Here is a 19,778-nt window from a genome sequence, read left to right as displayed (position 1 = left end):
ATAAATCTCACTGCGGGCAAACATAAAACAAATATTTTAACATGCTGTGTCAAGTTGCACCATAGTAGCATTGGATTAATCTCTATCAGCCGCTATGAAATTGGTAAGCATCGATTAATGCTAGCGGAAAAAATTTTCGGCTCATATAACAGCGTATGCTTTCTGCCACTAAAGGTGAACGAAGGCACGAGCTGGATAATATTTCATCTGCAGTAAGCCATAGACATTGATGGATATCATTATCTTGTGGAGAGGTTTCAGGCATTTCATCTAGTTCAATCAAAAAAAGAAAGCGTAGGAAAGCACAGCCATCAGGTGCTACCCATTGATGAATTTTTATTAATTGCTGTGGAAGCGCATTAATACCAGTCTCTTCATATAGCTCACGACTAGCGGCAGCCAAAATAGTTTCGTTAGCTTCTAAATGCCCAGCCGGTTGATTCCAGACTGATTTATTATTAATAATTTCTTCTACAATTAAAAAGTTACCGTTAACGTGAACGACATTAGCAACGGTAACGTGCGGTTTAAACAAGATCAATCTCCTTCCATTCACCAGGTTGTAAGTTATCTAATTGAAAATTAGCAATACTATAGAGAATCAATCTTAAGGTTGGAAATCCTATATTGGCTGTCATACGACGTATTTGCCGATTGCGGCCTTCTGATAAGGAGATCTTTAGCCAACTAGTTGGAATATTTTTTCTTATGCGTATAGGAGGATGACGCGGCCAAAGCCAATCTGGCTCAGCAACAAGTTCAGCTTTTGCCGGCTTGGTCATACCATCTTTTAATAGCAAGCCTCGACAAAATTTTTGTAATGCTGCTTCTTCCGGTATACCTTCAACCTGCACATAGTAAATTTTTTTGTTTTATTGTTTGGCTGGGTCAATTTCGCTTGTAATTTGCCATCATTAGTGAGAATTAACAAACCCTCACTATCGCGATCCAAACGTCCGGCAGCATAGACATTGGTAACTGGAATGTAATTTTTTAATGTTTGGCGACCAATATGGTCAGTAAATTGTGACAATACATCGAACGGTTTATTAAACAGTAATATTCTACGTGAATTAATCGTATGTTTGACAAAATTTGCGCTATTTTTGTCATGGTATTGTTTCGATTTGGACTTTTTATGATGCAAATTTGTCATAGCAATGAGTAATAAAAAATGAGATCCCTATTATACCTTAAATTAACAGCCATTGGCGTAGAAAATTATTCAAGTACCATGCAATATTCTTACCATAAGTTAATAGGTATTGCGCTAAGATAACTAAAAGGAGAGATTGATGGAAAACAAAGTAGTTGTTCCTCAACAAGGTGAAAAAATTACCCTGGCAGCAGGTAAGCTGAATGTCCCTAATAATCCAATAATTCCTTTTATTGAAGGGGATGGTATTGGTGCTGATATTACCCCTGTGATGTTGAAAGTGGTTGATGCAGCAGTAAAAAAAGCTTATCACGGTGACAAAAAGATTTCTTGGATGGAAATTTATACCGGTGAAAAATCAACTCAAATTTATGGCAAAGATGTATGGTTACCGGATGAAACCCTCGATTTGATCCAACAATATCATGTCTCTATTAAAGGACCGCTAACTACACCTGTCGGCGGCGGGATCCGTTCTTTAAATGTTGCTTTACGTCAACAACTCGATCTCTATATTTGTTTACGGCCTGTGCGTTATTATCAAGGTACCCCTAGCCCAGTAAAACAGCCAGAATTGACTGATATGGTTATTTTTCGTGAAAATTCTGAAGATATTTATGCGGGTATTGAATGGAAAGCGGGCAGCGCTGAGGCGGATAAAGTTATTAAATTTCTACAAGATGAGATGGAGGTAAATAAAATTCGTTTCCCGACCAACTGTGGTATCGGTATAAAGCCCTGTTCAGAAGAGGGAACTAAGCGGCTAGTGCGGGCAGCAATTGAGTATGCTATCCAAAATAATCGACAATCGGTCACTTTAGTGCATAAAGGCAACATAATGAAATTCACTGAAGGTGCTTTTAAAGATTGGGGATACCAGTTAGCACAAGATGAATTCGGTGCTGAATTACTGGATGGTGGTCCATGGATGAAAATTAAACATCCAGAGACAGGTAAAGATATTATTATTAAGGACGTAATAGCTGATGCGTTTTTACAGCAAATTTTGTTGCGCCCAGCCGAATATGACGTTATTGCTTGTATGAACCTTAATGGCGATTACATTTCGGATGCCTTAGCGGCGCAAGTTGGCGGCATTGGTATCGCCCCTGGCGCGAATATAGGTGATAGTTGTGCACTATTTGAAGCAACCCATGGCACAGCACCGAAATATGCAGGTCAAGACAAAGTAAATCCAGGCTCTATTATCCTCTCTGCTGAGATGATGCTACGCCACATGGGCTGGACAGAGGCGGCCGACTTAATCATTAAAGGTATGCAAGGGGCGATTGCCGCCAAAACCGTCACCTATGATTTTGAACGCTTAATGCCGGGTTCTAAGTTATTGAAATGCAGTGAGTTTGGCGATGCGGTTATCAGCCATATGTAATTGTCTGTTTTACTTAATTGATAACGGGAGCTTGATGGTTCCCGTTTGTTATTATTTACATTGAAATGGTTATCAAACTAGCTAAATAATATTCAATTAAACAACAATTTTTATCCAGCCTTTGCCGCGATCATCATGATTTTAATTGTTTTTGCAATTCATTGATTCTCATTATTAATACACTTTTGTTAGCGAGCAATTAATTCAAACTAGTGGTGAATATATTGTAACTACTGATTGCTTGGATCATTTATTTTTATTGTAGTTGAATATAAGGGGCTTTATTATTGAGAAATTTGAACCATATTCTTATAAATTAATGAATCTTCCAATGGGTATATATTTATATAAAAAGTGATCTGTGATTAAATGAATTTTTTTATTTTTTAAGATTAATTTCATCTAAAACAAAGTTTTTTCATCGTCTCGCATTATAAATTGTGCTCTACTTTCACGAGCACTTTCTACTAATTATATTTCGCTGCAATTTTGATTATTGATAACGGAAATAGATACAAGTTATTTTTGTTAGTACTATTGCAAAATTATTATGCAATGTAATGAGTTTGCATCTATTTAATTTAAGATGTGGATAATTTTAATCTTATGGAATGAGGTTAACATGCAACATTTTGATTCAATAGCAATATTAAGAAATAGTGAATATACCGGCACACTTTATGTTAGTGGTTATTTCCAACCTGGCGATGGTGGTGGTGGTTATTATATTTGGGATAGCGCTTGCGCAAGAGAGGATAATGGTGGGACTGTTATTGCTTCTAACGTTATTGCTGGTGGTCGTTGGTTATTACAGCATGGAGGACGAGCTGATTTTTTCCACTTTGGTATTATGGATGATACAACGCCAGCTGATGATGCACTCGACGCTATGGTCAATGATTTGTCTATTATGCGCATAGAAGCAGGTAGTAATCTATTATTTCAACGCCGTCATCATTTTAATCGTTCAAGTATTAATTTGAATTTTAATCATTACCATCTTTCAACACAAGGTATTGTTCCTATTGACGGCGCAGATGATCCATTTGCCGCAGTATTGTTCTTTCAGGGAAAAATTAGCACTGAAGAAAGAAAATTTACCTTGACTGAAATATTGAACGAGCAGACTGATATTTTTCCAGTTACTGACGCCACCGAATTTAAGACTGGAGATTGGTACGCACTACAAGTTGATCATTTAGTCGGTAGCGATGAGCGCGAATTGCAAAAATTGGTACAGGTAATCGCGATTATTGATAATGAGCATATTCAGATCAATTATTCTAATGGCTGGCAGCTTAATACAGGGCGTGTTATCCGTTGGCGTAAAGTCATGTCAGTGTGTGATGTGACGATCAGCAACCTCCATTTTACCGGTGCTGGTATTGATGCAAAAACCGGTAGTCATCCAATAGCTTTCGAATATGCAATTTATGCCAATGTTTTTGCTGTTCATGCTATTGGCAGCTTTTGGCCAGTAATAATGCGTCGATGGAATACTCATTACATAACAAAACAATGTTCGTTGCAAAATCCTGTCAACACGGCTTATGGTGGAGCGGGTTATTTGACGCAACAAATCTATTGTTTATATGGGCATGTCAGTGATTGCTATGTTGCAAATGCCAGGCATTTAAATGATTTTACTGCTTCTGCTTATTGTATGGTGGAAAATTGTCATGCCACCGGGCAAAGTGCAGAAAAAGGCCCATTTGTCACTCATGGTCAGTATGAACATGATCTTACCTACACCGGTAACTCTGGGCTGATGACATTTGCAAACTCTGGTGCCCAGTGGGGTGGTTGTGCTAAACGGATTAATGTCCGGCAACATATTTGTCCCTGGTTTGTGGCTCGATATAAAATCAGCGATTTGACACTAGAAGATGTTATTGTTATCGCTGATTCGGCGATTCCTAGTTCTGGTATGTTATGGGTAAATGCAGATGGATTACAAATGCGTGGTTGCAAGGTTGATCGTGAATTGCGCATAACACAGGTTTCGGTGCGATCCGTTCGTCGTAACCTAATTAATGGTTGTCATTTTAGCTGGCAAAATGAAACTCAGCCAATTGTGCAAACTAGCGTTAAGAGTGCCATACATATCATAGATAGCGTGTTTGATGGTCTTAATGGGCATAGTTTTGCTAGTTGTGCGCCATTAAGTTTTGAGCGTTGTCAATTCAATGGTATGGCAAATACTACACTGTTAAAAGTAGCGGCAAATCGATTTTCGTTACGTGCTTGTGTGTTAGAGTCAATTTATCTGCAACTGTCTGGCGATAGTGAAAAACATTGGGATATTACCTTGTTGACTCAACATGGGGGTGGCATTTATTTTAGTCATTTTAGTGTCAGTTCTTCATTAGTATTTGTTCATAACCGTTTGCAAAATAGTGAGATTATTGCCAAACCACCCAGCAGTGACCAAGTCATATGGCAAGATAATCTTATGTAACAGTAGTGTTAAATATTGCAAAGATGAGAAGTTTTATCTGCATTAAGTTCCGGCCATTATATTTAAGGTATTAAACGTTATAAAAAATAAATTAAATATTATTAATTTTAATTAAATTTAATTTTACAAAAAGAAAAGTAATCAATTGTTATCTTTTTTATTTTGATTTTTTATTTCAAATTAGCGACAGTTAGATTGCTTTTAAACTTAATCTAAATTTGTATTTTTATTAATAGTAAACGGTTGATTAATTGATTGATTGAATAAGAAAGGCCGCTTTTATTATTATTGAATACGAGAATTGACATATGAGGAAACGTTTGAAAAAGCGTTTTTTATTATGAAATTAAATTCTATCATAATAATTATTGTAACATTAATATCCGCAATATTTGCGGTCATTTATAACGATTACAATCATCTAAAGTACCAATACCAACAACTCAAAGATGAATTACAACAACAAACAGAACTTAAAGACAATTATTTATACGAAATAAAATCGTTGCAACAAATTGATATAAAACGAACTCAGGAACTTAATAATGCAAAAATGGCAATACGTCAGCTTAGTAGTGATTTGCGTAACAACCATAAGCGCTTGCTCGTCAAAGCCGTGTGTTCCGAGAACCATGGAGTTACCGCCAGCCCCACCGGCTTGGATGATGTCAGATCCACCGAATTGGCGCCAGACGCTGGACGAAATTATCTTCGTCTCAGACGTCAACTAGAAACATTAGAAGCTCAATTTTTGGGATTGCGGGCTAGAGGGCAGGAAATTTATAAACAAAAATAAATTTGTTATTCCTATTTTAAATAATAATTTTATTGTTTGTGATGAATATTGCCTTGAAATTAATTGTTACATTTTAAATAAGGAGTTAAATAATCGTTTCATTTATTGTCGATAATAGTTAAGCGGCCAAGAGGAAAAAAACATGTACTTAATCGATTATAATTCATATCGTTCAGTCAAAAGTTTTAACCGTAGGACTCGTTTTCTTGTTATGCATTATACTGCTTTAAACTTTCAAGCTTCAATCACGGCATTAACAGGTAATAGTGTTAGCGCGCATTATTTAGTGCCTGATCCAACTGATAAAACATATCAGGCTGCTGGTTTTAAAGATGTTAGAATTTTTAATTTGGTGGATGAAAATGAACGTGCATGGCATGCGGGTGTCAGCTTTTGGGCTGGACGCTCCAATTTAAATGATACTGCAATAGGGATCGAAATAGTAAATGAGGCGGGTTATGCTAACGGAAAAATGATTTTTCCGCCGTTTAATGACAAACAAATTGATGCAGTAAAAGAATTAGCATTAAATATCATTCAACGTTATCCAGATATGTTACCAACCAATATTGTTGCTCACTCAGATATTGCCCCCGGACGTAAAAGTGATCCAGGCGCGGCCTTTCCATGGAAAAAGCTTTATAACGCCGGAATTGGTGCTTGGTATGAAGAAGAAATAAAACAGCAGTATATGGCACAATTTAAAAATAAAATGCCGGAAAAAGCGGAGATTGTCACCAAATTAAAGCGCTATGGCTATGATGTATCTCAAGCTACCAATAATAATGATTATACAAAATTGATCAGAGCTTTTCAGTTACATTTTCGCCAATCAAATTATGATGGCAACATAGACATTGAAACTGTGGCTATTCTTTATGCGTTAGTAGCAAAATATTTTCCTTAATCACTTGTTATGATTTATTTTATAAAAACTATCATTTAATTTTGATGGTTTTTATATTTAAGTACAACAATTCAATATAAGCAAAGTGAAATTGTTACTGCAGAAAATATAATCGTAATTTTGCCAGTTTAAAAAATTGGTTAAACCGATGCTTATTGATAGTTTAGTTAAAAGCTAGTAGAAGATGTCATTTTACCCCTTTAACCATTTTAAGTCTTAGTTGGTATTTTGTCACATTAATATATCTGTTTGAAAAAAAGTCCTTTATTGGTATTAATGGTTTTAGAATATTAAAATGAGGTGGTAAAGTAGTATTTTTTAATTTAAGTTTTTAATCCTCATTGGATTTTAATATTACTTTTTTTATTTAAAACTTAGGATTGAAATTTTATCTATAAAACTACTGTTTATTAAACTGTACCGTCGGTAAAATTATTGTACCTCCATACAGTCGGCGATAAAATTTACCCTATGATAATGGCATGATTATATATTTTATGATTTAAGTTGTTACCCTATTTTGCTAACCAGCCATTTGGGCTGGTTTTTGAATGATTATTACTTTTTTGCTACCAAATTTATGCGATTATCATTTTATATTAAGGATAATCTCTAGTGAAATGAGCAAGAGTTTCCTCATTATTTTCAATATCGCTATTACTGTTATGAGCAGCACTGCCTGAATTGTGGCTATTGGGTTTAATATGAGTGTTCTCACTAACAGTAGGATTCATGATAATTACGCCATTATGGAAAGTTGTTGTGGCATAAGTATCTAAACTTTTTCTGGTTGCTACATTGGTTGCCTTAAAAGACTCGCTGATACCCGTTTGGGTAGTAGCCAAACTTTTATCAATGTTAGCCATTGTCGCTTCTAAGGTTTTATTAGTTACATTATTAGAAAGCTCTAGGCTAGATTTTAGCAACCCATCATTATTTGTTACGTTATTGTTATGAAGAGCAGCTTGCGCAAAATTAAGACTTTGCTCGATACTATATTTAGCTAATTTTAGATTTTCATTAACAGATTCTTTAGCAAAGTCGAGATTTTGCTGTAGCATGGCTCTAGCTTCATTAAAATTTCTTCCCATAATCGCGTTTATTTGTTCGTAACTATGGTAGCGATTTTTATGGTATCTAATGTTATCAGTATTTTTAGTTGTGAGAGGCATCTGAGTATTATTGGCTATTGATGATATTGAATAACACCCAAATAATATAATAATGGATGCTTTATATAATAATTTCATAGCTTATCTCCTCATATATGAATTATCTTTATTAAGTATAGTTAATTTTAACAATTTATTAACATTTTGATGGTGTTATTTAAATATCAGCCTGGCTACATAATCTTGATAATGGTTAGAAAAATGTAATTAATTGACAGCAAAGATAACTTTGTAAGAGATTTTGACTATAGCTTCTTTCATGGTTAATAAAAGGCGGTTGTTTATAACAGAATCATTTAGCTAATTAATTAAGTTGTTATAAAGAAAGGCTATATTATTAAATTAATATCTCTCTCTCTTTTGTAACCAGCAAAATGAAAGAGAGATAGGATATGCATTTTTTACGAATTGATAAAGAGTGGTTAATAAAAAGGCTATCCTTGGTATCTAGTGGCAATTTCATCTTCTGTGATATTATCGATATTACTATTATTAGCGGCACTAGCTGTACCTGCGCCATTGTTACTAAAAGCTCTCGTGTTATTGGCTGGATCCGCAATCGTAAGAGCACGCTCAGTAGTAGAATTTGCCATGTTAAGACCTCGATTAGTGGTTGAATTAACAAGCTCTGAACTGGCATTTGCGGTGTTAGCAGCCATATTTAAACCATTATTAGCGGTATATTTAGCTGCATCTATTGTTGTTTGAAAATTAGCTTTGTTTGAATCAAAAGTCTCGTTAAGTACTGTATCCGCTGCGTTAAAGCTTGTGTCAAGAATACGATTAGTTGTATCGAAGCTACCTTCCGCAGTTTTACCTACTAGTGTTAGCGTCTTATCTATCGTTTTATTGGCAGTATCTATCCCTGCGTCAATTGTTTGGGTCGCCACAATTAATCCTTGAGGATTAGTGTTATTTCCATATTGTATTTTTGAAATTTTCGTAGAGAAAGTGGTTGTTTTATCAAGAACATCGCCGACAGTTTTAAAACTTTCGTTGGCAGCAGATTCTACCATACCAAGCGTTCTATTGGTGAGGTCAGCTGCTATTTCTACCCCTCTTAGCATAGTATCATTGGCTAAATTCAAACTGTCTTGGGTCGTTTTTTGATTGGCATCTAAACCAGAGTTAGCGACATTGCCAATAAGATTAGTGCTATTATTGGCGACGGATTGGCTTAACTGATTGGCAGCAGTATTTGCTTTTTCAACCGTGTTATAACTTGTTCTCATTGTTTTATCAGCGATATTTGAACCGGCTTGAAGAACGGAGTTTACAACATGCTCATTGTTGCGCGGCGCTGGATTTTTTTGTGAGTTGCCCTTAGCCATAGTAACGGTAGAATTAAGTCCGATCAGTATTGTAATAATGGTTGATGTTTTTGATAATGACTGCATAGTTTATACCCTCGAAAATAAAAATCATTATCAAGTATAGTTTATTTTTAACATTATATTAACATTTGGCTGATTTTATAAAGTTAATCCGCTGCATGTCATTGAAATAGAGGCATTTATTTTTTATGCCATAGCTAATTATAATTAATAAAGCGTGGCTGCCAATGGATGGCAGCAAAAAGAGGAAATTGATAATTCCTTAGTGGTTAAGTTAATTCTTTAATATAATATTATACTCATTACCATCAACATCATGGGTTAAACAATGGCGTTTGCCATCTTCAACTCCCTCGACGATTTTTTCACAAGCATAGATAGCAGGTGGTGGAGCCAGAGCATGACAAACATTAACAAAATAAGCTGTTAAAACAGATATAATAGTCAAGGTTTTAAATAAAATTTTCATCGTTATTGTTCGTATACATAAAGCGGCAATTCTAATTTAATAAGCTGATATTTCAATGTTTTTTGCAAAATTCTTACCAAGTTATTGCTAAGATTTTTTCATTAGAGTTTTATATTGTTTTTACGCTATATCATTGTCAAAATACTTAAAATATATCTATTTTAAACCGCATCATGAATATGCAGTGATTAATAATATGATAATGTCGTTGGCTTATAAAAATCATGGCTAAATGTTTGTAGCGAGTGCAAGATAATTGACTCATAGAGGTTTTAGTTAATACATAAAATGATTTAACAGTAACAATCTAGGATAAAGTCACTTTTAGTATAAATTTAATAATGAATAAAATTATTTTAATATAGTAAATGGAGATATAATAAGACTTTTAACATAAAAATTTGGTTATTAACTAATTATGACGAGAATAAATGTAATCCCGCCTAACGAATTATGCGATCAACACTTGTTGGCTGAACATAGAGAATTAACTCGTATACCAAACTATATTGTTAAAAAAGAAGGACATGTTGTATTGTCGACGTTGACTTCTTATACCTTAGGGAAAGGGCATGTTCTATTTTTTAGAGATAAATTGTTATTTTTGTATTTGAGATATACATCACTACATCAGGAGTGTCTTAATCGAGGATTTTCTGTTACTAATAAATGGCCAGCAAAAGTAAAAAACTATTCTCATTTATGGAATAATTATCAAGTTACTGAGTTAGATATTATGATTAATAAAGCTAGGATAGCTGAAAGAATGCCATTAAAACCTCGATTCACTTCTCATAAAAATAATATTATTAACAAAAATTTGATTTAAATTTGTTGTTAATTTTTTGCCATGAGTATGGAAATAAGCCAAATTTTATTTGGATAAAATTAGATTTTGTAGGTTGAGGGGTTTATATAATATTTTGAATTTGATTTTTAAATATAAAAATAATGCCCCTTTTTTAGATAATAATCTAATAAAGGGGCGTTTTACTCGGTGGATACTCTTCAGTATTCATTTAATCATCCCATTTGGGGCTCATCATTGCGGCGAAAATGCCAGATGCGCAAATCAGGCCGAGAATTAACAAAAACATAATATTCTCCTTATTTTTGGTTAATGCATTTCGATAGAAATACCTCGCTAAAATGAAAGTTAAATGCCATTATTTGGCTCAGTAATTCTAGACAAATAGCGACAAGATAAAAAGGAGTATTGTACAAAAAGATAAGTTATTTCATTTTGTTGAGCTTTCATTTAATGTTTTTCGTTATAACCAAAAATTTGGCAGTATTAAGGATCCGAGTCACACTTTTAGTGTGATTAATTGGATGTTTTAGTGATGAAATGCGGGTTATTAATTGTTATTGAAGTAATGTTAGTCTATGATGGTTTCACTAAAACAAATTACGATAAAAAATAACAGTTACAATAGTTAAAAATACTGTATAAAAGATTATAAAAAGGATCGCATGTCTTTTGAGATATTAGGGAATTTATTACTAGTAAAAAATAATATTAGATAAATAATATAGTGATAATATATTAAATAACTTATTAATAAAATAATAAACAATTAGCTGCTTTTCTATTAAAAAAACCATTAATAATTTATTTTAATAAAGTTATTATTTTAGCTTTTAATATAAAGAATAGATGATTGGTAATTTCATTATTGCTAAATGTAAAAATATTACTAGAAAATAAAAGGTTAAAATAAAATTGATGAATAAGTTGCCAAAATTGAGATTTAGGTTATAGTTAAATATTATATTTAGTTTGGTTGATAAATTTAATCATATTAGTAATTATAATTAATTAGTTGATTTTTTAATGTTATTCTTAATTAGATGAAATTTAATATGAATAATTACTACAGTTATAGAGTTAATATTAAATATATCAACTAGTATTTATAAAAATATGAAGATAATTTAATTATTGGTGTTTAATATCGCTATGATTTACTAGATGCTGATATAATTGTTCATATACATTAAAACTCAGCAAATCGACAAATATTCTTGTTTACCTTTTTGTTATATTGTCGGTTTGTAGCTAATCATGATTCTCACTTTTAAAATAAAAAGGTTACCTAAAGAGGATGTTTATGTTACATTTTAAGGCAGTTTTACTGCTTAGTAATGTTATTATTTTTCAATAAAAGAGTGAAATTTATACAAATAAAAGGGTCATTTTTTAATAAAGGTTTAGTATTATTTATTAGTGTATTTGATTTATTGGACAGTTTTTATTAGTACAGATAAGGGGAAATGTTTTGACGGAACTGATAGACAATTTTAATAATATTCTATGGAGTGGTGTATTAATCTATTTATTGCTTGGAGTAGGTATCTATTTTACGTTAGGCACTGGTCTTATTCAATTCCGCCATTTTGGGCATATGTTTACTATACTAAAAAATAGTAATAAATCAGATAGTTCAGGTATATCTTCTTTTCAAGCTCTTTGTACAAGTCTAGCAGCTAGAGTTGGAACTGGAAATCTTACGGGTGTAGCCATTGCATTGACTGCCGGAGGGCCTGGTGCCATTTTTTGGATGTGGCTTGTTGCTTTAATTGGTATGGCTACCTCTTTTGCTGAGAGCACATTGGCACAGTTATATAAGACAAAAGATGATCAAGGAAATTATCGTGGTGGCCCTGCCTATTATATGGAGAAAGGGCTTAAAATGCGTTGGATGGGCGTACTTTTTTCTATCTTTCTTATCATCGCTTTTGGTCTAGTATTCAATTCTGTTCAAGCTAATTCAATTGCTCAGGCAACAGCCGTTGCTTTTGGTTTTAATCCTCTTTACGTAGGAATTGTGCTCACAATAATTTGTGGCATTATTATTTTTGGAGGACTACGTTCAATTGCTCGGGTAGCCGAACTCGTTGTTCCTATAATGGCAATCGCTTATTTGATATTAGCATTTTGGGTGATGAGCAATAATATTGAACGTTTGCCAGATGTTTTTCTACTGATCATTAAACATGCTTTTGGTTTGCAAGAAGCTGTTGGCGGCGTTGTTGGCTATGGTGTTGCCCAAGCGATGACACAAGGAATACAGCGAGGGCTATTTTCAAATGAAGCAGGTATGGGGTCAGCGCCAAATGCAGCGGCGGCAGCTTCACCTTACCCGCCACATCCGGCATCGCAAGGATATGTACAGATGCTAGGTGTTTTTATGGATACTTTAGTAATTTGTAGTGCAACGGCAATTATTATTATTTCTTCTGGTGCATTAGATAGTGCTGAAGCCACTATTAGTGGAATTGAATTAACACAGCGAGCGCTGTCTTCAGCTGTTGGTGATTGGGGAGCAATTTTCATTGCAATAGCTATTTTTTTCTTTGCTTTTACTTCAATTATTGCAAATTATGCTTATGCAGAAAGTAATATGGTTTTTTTAGAAAACAACCATACGGCCGGATTATATATTCTTAGGCTTGCTACTTTGGGGATGGTTATTTTTGGCTCAATGGCAGAAATGCCCTTAGTTTGGAAATTAGCTGATTTCTCAATGGGCTTAATGGCGTTAACAAATCTAATTGCAATATTAATGCTTTCAGGTATCGTGTTTAAACTTACCAAAGACTACAATCAACAACGCAAAGCTGGCAAATTACCTACATTTGATATAGATGCCTATCCTGATATTAAAAAACAGGTAGAGGATGGTATTTGGGAAAAGGACAATTTAAAACAATGGAATGAACGAGGCGCTAATAGTTAGCTAATATAATAAAAACCTTCGTATAAGAAGGTTTTTATCACTATATTCATCTAAATTTTTATTTATTTTTTTATCAATAAATATATTTGTGACAAAATTAAAATGGAGTAGTATTCTACTGCAATGTTATAAAATAAAAAAGTTTATTTATTATAAATTATCTGTCAAAAACTAGATAATACAGCTTAGTATTTCAGTTAGTTTTTATAATATTAGTTAAATTTGTTTTTCGAAATCAAAAGTTTGATAAAATGCCATACCAGTATCAGCAATAATCCATAACACTACAATAACATGATGACCTTTTTTTCTATTCACTGGTAATTGAATATCATGTTCGTATTTTACTGGTAAATCATATGACCAGAATGGGACATCAGGTGAAATATCTTCGAAAAAAGGTGTCAGTTCAAAATGGTTACGAGTTAATCGTGTTGTAGTATCCCAGCCATTCTTAGTAATGTAGGCTACATAACCACGTGTTTTATGTTGTTGTGTGTATTCCCATATAAAGTGCTGTAAACCGTCTTTTGGAACTGGGTGCTTAGGCCATGGTATCTTTCCTTCTGTAATTAATTCATTATCCGTGGAATTTAAGTAAGCTCTTTCTCCAGTTCTTCCACCACTGACGATTAATCCATCTTTTGGTGGCGTACTACTTGCTACGTCTGATGGTTCGCGTATACAAGGCCCACTTTTAGTTTCTGGAAAGTTTTTTCCTCCTTCTAACTCATTAGTTTCCCACCCTAATCCCCACCAGCCATTTATCGAAGCAAAGTGTCCGCGGGATGCTGGGGTTATAATTCTACCATGAGCAGGCTGAATATTATCCAATGTTTCTCCATTATTCTGGATAAAACTATTAGGCATAATGTCTCCTGAAATTTATTGAATGATTAAGTGTGGTCACTTCTAAAACTAGATATATAAACACATTGGATAGAATATAATTTTCTGTTAAGAGTAAATAGATAAAATTATTTAAATAGTGATAAATAAAATTTATATTTAATTATAATTTATTATAAATTTTTATTTTTTAATTTAAAAATAATAATTAAAGCTTACGATGTTAAATTTTAGTTTTATATTAACAATTAATATAAATATAATAATATTGTCTTTAGTAAAAAGGTTTTATAGTTTAATTACTCTAATTTTATTTTAATTAATTGCGATTCATTATTACCCAAAAATAGGTATATTTTGGTTGGAAATTATATATTTATAGTATATTGCATATAAATTAATACAAATGGAGTAATAATTATTTGCCCTTAACAGTGAATTCATATTGAATATTAATAAAGATGCTAAATTAAAATAAAATAGCTGAAGATTTATGTCATTTTATCTTAGCATCGACAATAACCATTATTTTTTATGGATTATTGATTGAAGTTTTACTTATCTATCAATAGGTTAATTAACATATTTCTTACTTATGGTTAAATATTTGATGATTGTTGGTAAATATGATGTAGTGGTTCTTTGATTTTTAATTTAATATTAGGGTCTTGGCGGAAATCGTAAGGTGTAATACCAAATTCTTTACGAAACATATAAGTGAAATGTGATTGCGAACCAAAGCCAAAATCTAACGCAATATCAAAAATGGCTTTAGAGCTATTTCTCAGAAGATTAACCGCTTTGGCAAGACGACGTTGACGAATGTATTTACCAAGTGAAATTCCTGTTATTTCTTTAAAAATTTTTTGCATATGCCAAAGAGAATAACCTGAGTAAGCGGCAAGCTCTTCCAGGTAGATTATCCTTCCTATGTGTTCTTCAATCCATTTACTTAATTCGCAAACAAGTGCTAAGTGGGTATCTTGTAGCATTGTGATATCATACTAGTTATAGGTTAAAGAAGTATACACAACTTTTTTTAGGGATGGCAAAGTTCGATAGCTTGATGTTTAAATAATTTATATAAAAATTTATGTTGATCTTTAAAGAGAACAGTTTATCTCTTTATCAGTGAGTGTTTAAGCCATTTTTATCTATAATAATTGTTTTGAATTTCGGCAGTTAACTGATAAATAGCATAGACAATAAATTAATAAAGAGATTTTATTGATTTCTGCAATGACACTATGGTTACTGTAGTTAGTGACTTGATTTTTTACCTAGAGTGACATACTAATTGTTTTTTATCTTATGTGGTATTAAAAATATGAAAAGGGTTAGATATTGAAATTAAAAAAATAGTCATTGCGATTATGATCGTTTTACTCTGCTTATTTTTATATTTAGTCGCATTAGACAGTTATTGTGATCAAGATCAAAATGGTGGGAATTTCACCATTGGTATCTGTAAAATAACCGGTTATTTACCATTTTAACTAAAATTAATAGAGTTTTAATCTGATGTGATGATTTAATATAGGCTTAAAAAGAAATTAATGTTTTAATTAATCGTTTTGACATGCGCTTTTAGTTAAGGTTTGCATTGATAAAAATATTAGGAAATTAGAATAAAATGAAGGTTTAATTATGGCGGAACAAGTTGGGCAAACGCTTAAGCGCGGGTTGAAAAACAGACATATCCAATTGATTGCACTTGGTGGTGCGGTTGGAACAGGACTTTTTTTAGGAATTGCACAAACTATAAATATGGCGGGGCCATCTGTTTTATTGGGTTATGCAATAGGTGGATTTATTGCTTTCTTAATTATGCGCCAATTAGGAGAGATGATTGTTGAAGAACCTGTTGCTGGTTCTTTTAGTCACTTTGCTTATAAATATTGGGGCTCTTTTGCTGGTTTTTTATCTGGCTGGAACTATTGGGCAATGTTTATTTTAGTTGGTATGGCTGAACTAACCGCAGCAGGTATTTATGTTCAATATTGGTGGGATATTCCAACCTGGATTTCAGCCGCATTCTTTTTTATAGTCATTAATCTAATCAATCTTACAAATGTACGTTTATATGGTGAAACAGAATTTTGGTTTGCAATTATCAAGGTGTTAGCAATTATTGCAATGATTATTTTCGGTTGCTATCTGCTAATTAGTGGAAAAGGAGGCCCACAAGCATCGGTATCAAATCTTTGGCAATATGGGGGATTCTTTCCCAATGGCATTTCAGGATTGATAATGGCAATGGCTGTTATTATGTTTTCTTTTGGTGGACTAGAGCTGGTTGGCATAACAGCCGCGGAAGCGGAAAATCCGACACAAAGTATTCCTAAAGCGACTAATCAAGTCGTTTATCGTATTTTAATTTTTTATATTGGTTCGTTATTTGTGTTGCTCTCATTGTATCCTTGGATAAATGTAGTCAGTGGTGAAAGCCCGTTTGTACTTATTTTTCATGATATTGGCGATAAATTTGTTTCTAATTCTTTGAATATTGTTGTTTTAATAGCGGCATTATCAGTTTATAACAGTGGAGTATATAGTAATAGCCGTATGCTTTATGGTTTAGCAAAGCAAGGTAACGCACCACATCTGTTGAATACAGTGACTAAGCGTGGCGTGCCTATTGTATCGATTGCTATTTCAGCTTTAGCAACATCAGGCGGTATTTTAATCAATTATTTATTAGATGGTAAAGCGCTAGAATTACTAATGTCGTTAGTTGTGACAACTTTGGTAATCAACTGGGTTATGATTTGTATCTCTAATTTAAAATTTAGGGCGGTAAAAATAAAAGAAGGTGTTGAACCTAAATTCAAAGCATTATGGTATCCATTTGGTAATTATCTCTGTTTAGTTTTTTTATTTCTTATTTTACTTATTATTTTAATGACTGATGGAATTCGTATTTCAGTTATTCTTATGCCATTTTGGGTTATGTTTTTATGGATGGGATTTTTATTCACAAAAATTAGAAAAGAAAATAAATCTAATTGGTAAAATAATAACCGGTAGCCTTGGTTTATACCAGGGTATTAGTCTTGAATCTAAAAAGTTTATTTCCATTGCCAGCGTAGCCAAGCAAAAAGCACATTACCGTTATTGTATGTTCCAGGTACATATGTTGCTTGGATTGATAATTGCTTATATTCTATAGAAGCAATAGGAAGTGGTAATGGTATCGCTAGATACCAATATTCATTTCTAGCAGTGATGCTTAGCGTAAAACCTGCTCCTAGACGAAATTCATCAAAATTACTTGGCCGCCAAATTTTTTGAAATCCATATCCAACTATAGGTTGTACTTTATTATGGGAATCAGCAAAAGCCATTGCATAGATAGAATGCCAATTACTATTTTGATCAAAGTGGCATTTACCAATACCTAATCCCCAAGGCGTTTCATTATAGCCGGAAATTTTTTTATTATCATAAGTTAATCGGTTATGCCAAATTAAAAAAGGCAAATAAATTTCATAATGATAAGAATTCCATATCTTATTAATATTATAAGTAAACCTTTCTCCTAAGGAGAAAGGTTTACTACTTCTTGTATCAATGTGGTTAGCTGAATTAGATATCGCTATTATATAAGTTGGAAATATGCAGCAGGAAACTAATATACCAACAAAAACAATATTAATAAATCGTTTTTGATTGATTCTAAAATCCAATATTCAGTTATTACGTAACAAATATTCATATCCCTCCAATATGGTTAGAAATATAGAATTAATTTGATATTATTAAATTTTTTTATTTTAGTATTATAACTAATAATAAAGAAAAAATGAAAATAGTAAAGTAATGCACTCAACATTAAGAATAAAATTAATTATTATAGGTTTATATAACAAGTTTATGAATATAATTTCAATTTCTAAATTTGAGAATGCATAATGTATAAGCTATTAAAACTATTGAATTTGCAATTGAAATAGCTAAGGTTGCATACGCATTTTTTATTGTAATTTTTTTATTTTCTTGATAGAAAGTAGTGAAAAAGGTTTTTCACTGTTAATTTTTTAAAGTAACTAATCGCTCTGAGATATAAAATAATTTGCTATTGTAAATAAAGTATGTAATAGCACAAATATAAGTAGTAATAATATATTGTTTAATATCTGTTGTGTTATTCAAAAATTAATTGATAGTATTAAAGGACAAAAAATGACAAAGATCACTGGTACAGTAAAGTGGTTTAATGAAACAAAAGGTTTTGGTTTTATTACACCGGAAGGTGGTGGTAAAGATGTATTTGTTCATTATACTGCTATTGATGTTAATGGTTTTAAAACATTGACAGTAGGTCAGAAGGTTGAATTTGACATTCAAGAAGGCAGTAAGGGTTCCGCTGCTAATAATGTAACAATTATTTGATTATTATTAAAAATGATAAGTTATGAATTACTTAATGGTAAGATAATTTATTTTATTGGCAATATTGATGATTTAACTCATCCTGAATATAACAGGATGAGTTTTATAGATAATAATAAATTAAATTTTTATTATATTATATAGTTATTATTGTTATAATGCGATATTTTATAAAATACAACTATATTTAAATAAAAAAGATTTAATGAATGTTTTTTTAATACTAATTGGATTAAATTAGTAATTCGTAACTTTTTTTGTCGTTATGTTAAATTTCCCCTTGAAATTATGTTATTAAAAAGAAAAGCCAAGGCTATAATTAGTAGTAAATAAGATAAAAAATAGTTATCATATGAAGATAATCTTAATTCGATATCAAGTATTTACTATAACTCATGCGAATAAAATTAACTTGAGCAAAATAAAAAGCAATCTTTGTTAATTGAGTGTAAAAATAATGCTGGTCATTAAAATAAAATTGGAGTTTTAACTATTTTATGAAGAAATTTTTAGGGTTTTTACTTATAATACAAGTTTTATTTACCTCAGCGTGCTCTGATGAGAAGTCTAAGATTGAAGAATACAAGAATAATTTTGCTAAGTATTGTACAAGTTCTGCAAGAGGAAGTGAAGGTAATATAAGTTTTATCACTAATGTATGTAATTGTGCGTTTGATAAAATAGTTAAAAAATATGGCATAAATAAGTTTATACAATTAGATAACCAATTGAAAGATAATGGTTATACACCGCCAGAAGTTGAGCAAAATATGGTACGAATTGTTGAGTCTTGATGGTTAGGAATCTCAATCAATACAGTAAGGCATTAATGGAGGTGTTTTGAACTTAATATTTCTATTAAATTCTGACAGTTTTCTCGTTGATTAACCATGAGAACATTAATTCGGTTAAATTATCATCTAAAAGCCTAATAATAGGCACACTGCTCCTAGGTTGCGGTTTGTAACCATCGTTTTTTGACCATTTTATCCCGCCTTTCTGACAGTAAAGTGACGGCGTGTATTCCTTTTTCCGCACTCATAAACCGCAATCGGTTTCCACATAAAATACATTGGTACGGGTCAGTATTTAAAAAACCTTTGATAAGGGCCCCA

The 19,778-nt window shown here is 32.3% G+C and carries 18 protein-coding genes and 2 pseudogenes; 10 read left to right on the top strand and 10 right to left on the bottom strand.

The genetic code is table 11. The annotated features are described in order from the left end of the window. Window positions 1-85: 85 nt before the first annotated feature. Both G468_RS0108335 and rluE read right to left on the bottom strand, forming a co-directional pair. Window positions 86-535 (bottom strand): NUDIX domain-containing protein, encoded by a 450-nt coding sequence (locus tag G468_RS0108335; RefSeq protein ID WP_026822741.1) that lies wholly within the window; start codon window positions 533-535, stop codon window positions 86-88. Then, window positions 528-1,156: pseudogene (rluE, locus tag G468_RS20175) on the bottom strand (23S rRNA pseudouridine(2457) synthase RluE). The gene G468_RS0108335 and the pseudogene rluE overlap by 8 nt, the downstream one beginning before the upstream one ends. Window positions 1,157-1,295: 139 nt before the next feature. Here rluE and icd point away from each other — a divergent pair. From icd to G468_RS0108310, 4 genes are all read left to right on the top strand, one after another. Next, the gene (gene icd / locus G468_RS0108325) at window positions 1,296-2,546 is read left to right on the top strand and encodes an NADP-dependent isocitrate dehydrogenase (RefSeq protein WP_026822740.1); all 1,251 of its coding nucleotides are present in this window, start codon (window positions 1,296-1,298) and stop codon (window positions 2,544-2,546) included. A 622-nt stretch (window positions 2,547-3,168) separates the two neighbouring features. Beyond that, a complete protein-coding gene (locus tag G468_RS20170; protein WP_051297002.1) occupies window positions 3,169-5,004 on the top strand; it encodes a hypothetical protein in 1,836 nt (611 codons plus the stop codon). Window positions 5,005-5,344: 340 nt separating this feature from the next. Continuing rightward, window positions 5,345-5,800, top strand: a complete 456-nt coding sequence (locus tag G468_RS22395; RefSeq protein WP_051297001.1) for a lysis system i-spanin subunit Rz — start codon at window positions 5,345-5,347, stop codon at window positions 5,798-5,800. Window positions 5,801-5,942: 142 nt separating this feature from the next. After that, window positions 5,943-6,707, top strand: a complete 765-nt coding sequence (locus G468_RS0108310; protein WP_026822739.1) for an N-acetylmuramoyl-L-alanine amidase — start codon at window positions 5,943-5,945, stop codon at window positions 6,705-6,707. Between the two features lie 599 nt (window positions 6,708-7,306). Here the strand turns inward: G468_RS0108310 and G468_RS0108305 are convergent. The 3 genes from G468_RS0108305 to G468_RS0108295 all read right to left on the bottom strand — a co-directional run bounded on the left by G468_RS0108305 (window position 7,307) and on the right by G468_RS0108295 (window position 9,682). Next, a complete protein-coding gene (locus tag G468_RS0108305; RefSeq protein ID WP_026822738.1) occupies window positions 7,307-7,957 on the bottom strand; it encodes a hypothetical protein in 651 nt (216 codons plus the stop codon). A 356-nt stretch (window positions 7,958-8,313) separates the two neighbouring features. Continuing rightward, a complete protein-coding gene (locus G468_RS0108300; RefSeq protein ID WP_026822737.1) occupies window positions 8,314-9,276 on the bottom strand; it encodes a hypothetical protein in 963 nt (320 codons plus the stop codon). A gap of 211 nt (window positions 9,277-9,487) precedes the next feature. Further along, window positions 9,488-9,682, bottom strand: coding sequence for a hypothetical protein (locus G468_RS0108295; RefSeq protein ID WP_026822736.1), 195 nt, complete (start codon window positions 9,680-9,682; stop codon window positions 9,488-9,490). A gap of 418 nt (window positions 9,683-10,100) precedes the next feature. Between G468_RS0108295 and G468_RS0108290 the strand changes: the two genes are divergently transcribed. Then, window positions 10,101-10,511, top strand: a complete 411-nt coding sequence (locus tag G468_RS0108290) for a pyrimidine dimer DNA glycosylase/endonuclease V (protein ID WP_026822735.1) — start codon at window positions 10,101-10,103, stop codon at window positions 10,509-10,511. Between the two features lie 190 nt (window positions 10,512-10,701). On the opposite strand, the gene mgtS is transcribed toward G468_RS0108290, so the two are convergent. Then, window positions 10,702-10,779 carry a protein MgtS gene (gene mgtS / locus G468_RS25310; RefSeq protein WP_148305538.1) on the bottom strand — a complete coding sequence of 26 codons (78 nt, stop codon included), beginning with the start codon at window positions 10,777-10,779 and terminating at the stop codon, window positions 10,702-10,704. 1,182 nt (window positions 10,780-11,961) lie between these two features. On the opposite strand from mgtS, the gene G468_RS0108285 reads away from it, so the two are divergent. Continuing rightward, a complete protein-coding gene (locus G468_RS0108285; RefSeq protein ID WP_026822734.1) occupies window positions 11,962-13,422 on the top strand; it encodes an alanine/glycine:cation symporter family protein in 1,461 nt (486 codons plus the stop codon). A gap of 216 nt (window positions 13,423-13,638) precedes the next feature. Here G468_RS0108285 and G468_RS0108280 read toward each other — a convergent pair whose 3' ends face one another. Then, the gene (locus G468_RS0108280) at window positions 13,639-14,292 is read right to left on the bottom strand and encodes a lytic polysaccharide monooxygenase auxiliary activity family 9 protein (RefSeq protein ID WP_051297000.1); all 654 of its coding nucleotides are present in this window, start codon (window positions 14,290-14,292) and stop codon (window positions 13,639-13,641) included. Between the two features lie 578 nt (window positions 14,293-14,870). Further along, window positions 14,871-15,263, bottom strand: a complete 393-nt coding sequence (locus tag G468_RS0108275) for a helix-turn-helix domain-containing protein (protein ID WP_026822732.1) — start codon at window positions 15,261-15,263, stop codon at window positions 14,871-14,873. Window positions 15,264-15,614: 351 nt separating this feature from the next. On the opposite strand from G468_RS0108275, the gene mgrB reads away from it, so the two are divergent. Together mgrB and G468_RS0108270 are read left to right on the top strand one after the other, a co-directional pair. Further along, window positions 15,615-15,767, top strand: coding sequence for a PhoP/PhoQ regulatory lipoprotein MgrB (gene mgrB, locus G468_RS22870; protein WP_478209560.1), 153 nt, complete (start codon window positions 15,615-15,617; stop codon window positions 15,765-15,767). Window positions 15,768-15,918: 151 nt separating this feature from the next. Beyond that, on the top strand, window positions 15,919-17,283 hold the full coding sequence (locus G468_RS0108270; RefSeq protein ID WP_026822731.1) for an amino acid permease: 1,365 nt from the start codon (window positions 15,919-15,921) through the stop codon (window positions 17,281-17,283). Between the two features lie 56 nt (window positions 17,284-17,339). On the opposite strand, the gene pagP is transcribed toward G468_RS0108270, so the two are convergent. Beyond that, entirely contained in the window at window positions 17,340-17,957 is a 618-nt protein-coding gene (gene pagP, locus G468_RS0108265; protein WP_276324667.1) for a lipid IV(A) palmitoyltransferase PagP, read from the bottom strand. Between the two features lie 496 nt (window positions 17,958-18,453). On the opposite strand from pagP, the gene G468_RS0108260 reads away from it, so the two are divergent. After that, the gene (locus tag G468_RS0108260) at window positions 18,454-18,663 is read left to right on the top strand and encodes a cold-shock protein (RefSeq protein WP_026822729.1); all 210 of its coding nucleotides are present in this window, start codon (window positions 18,454-18,456) and stop codon (window positions 18,661-18,663) included. A 497-nt stretch (window positions 18,664-19,160) separates the two neighbouring features. Next, a complete protein-coding gene (locus tag G468_RS0108255) occupies window positions 19,161-19,457 on the top strand; it encodes a hypothetical protein (protein WP_026822728.1) in 297 nt (98 codons plus the stop codon). A 155-nt stretch (window positions 19,458-19,612) separates the two neighbouring features. Here G468_RS0108255 and G468_RS25305 read toward each other — a convergent pair. Continuing rightward, a pseudogene (locus tag G468_RS25305) lies at window positions 19,613-19,778 on the bottom strand (IS91 family transposase); the annotation flags it as partial.

The sequence above is a fragment of the Arsenophonus nasoniae DSM 15247 genome (assembly GCF_000429565.1).
Classification (GTDB): domain Bacteria; phylum Pseudomonadota; class Gammaproteobacteria; order Enterobacterales; family Enterobacteriaceae; genus Arsenophonus; species Arsenophonus nasoniae.
The sequence above is the reverse complement of the archived record's forward strand: the minus strand, read 5'-3'. Positions and strand labels throughout refer to the sequence as shown.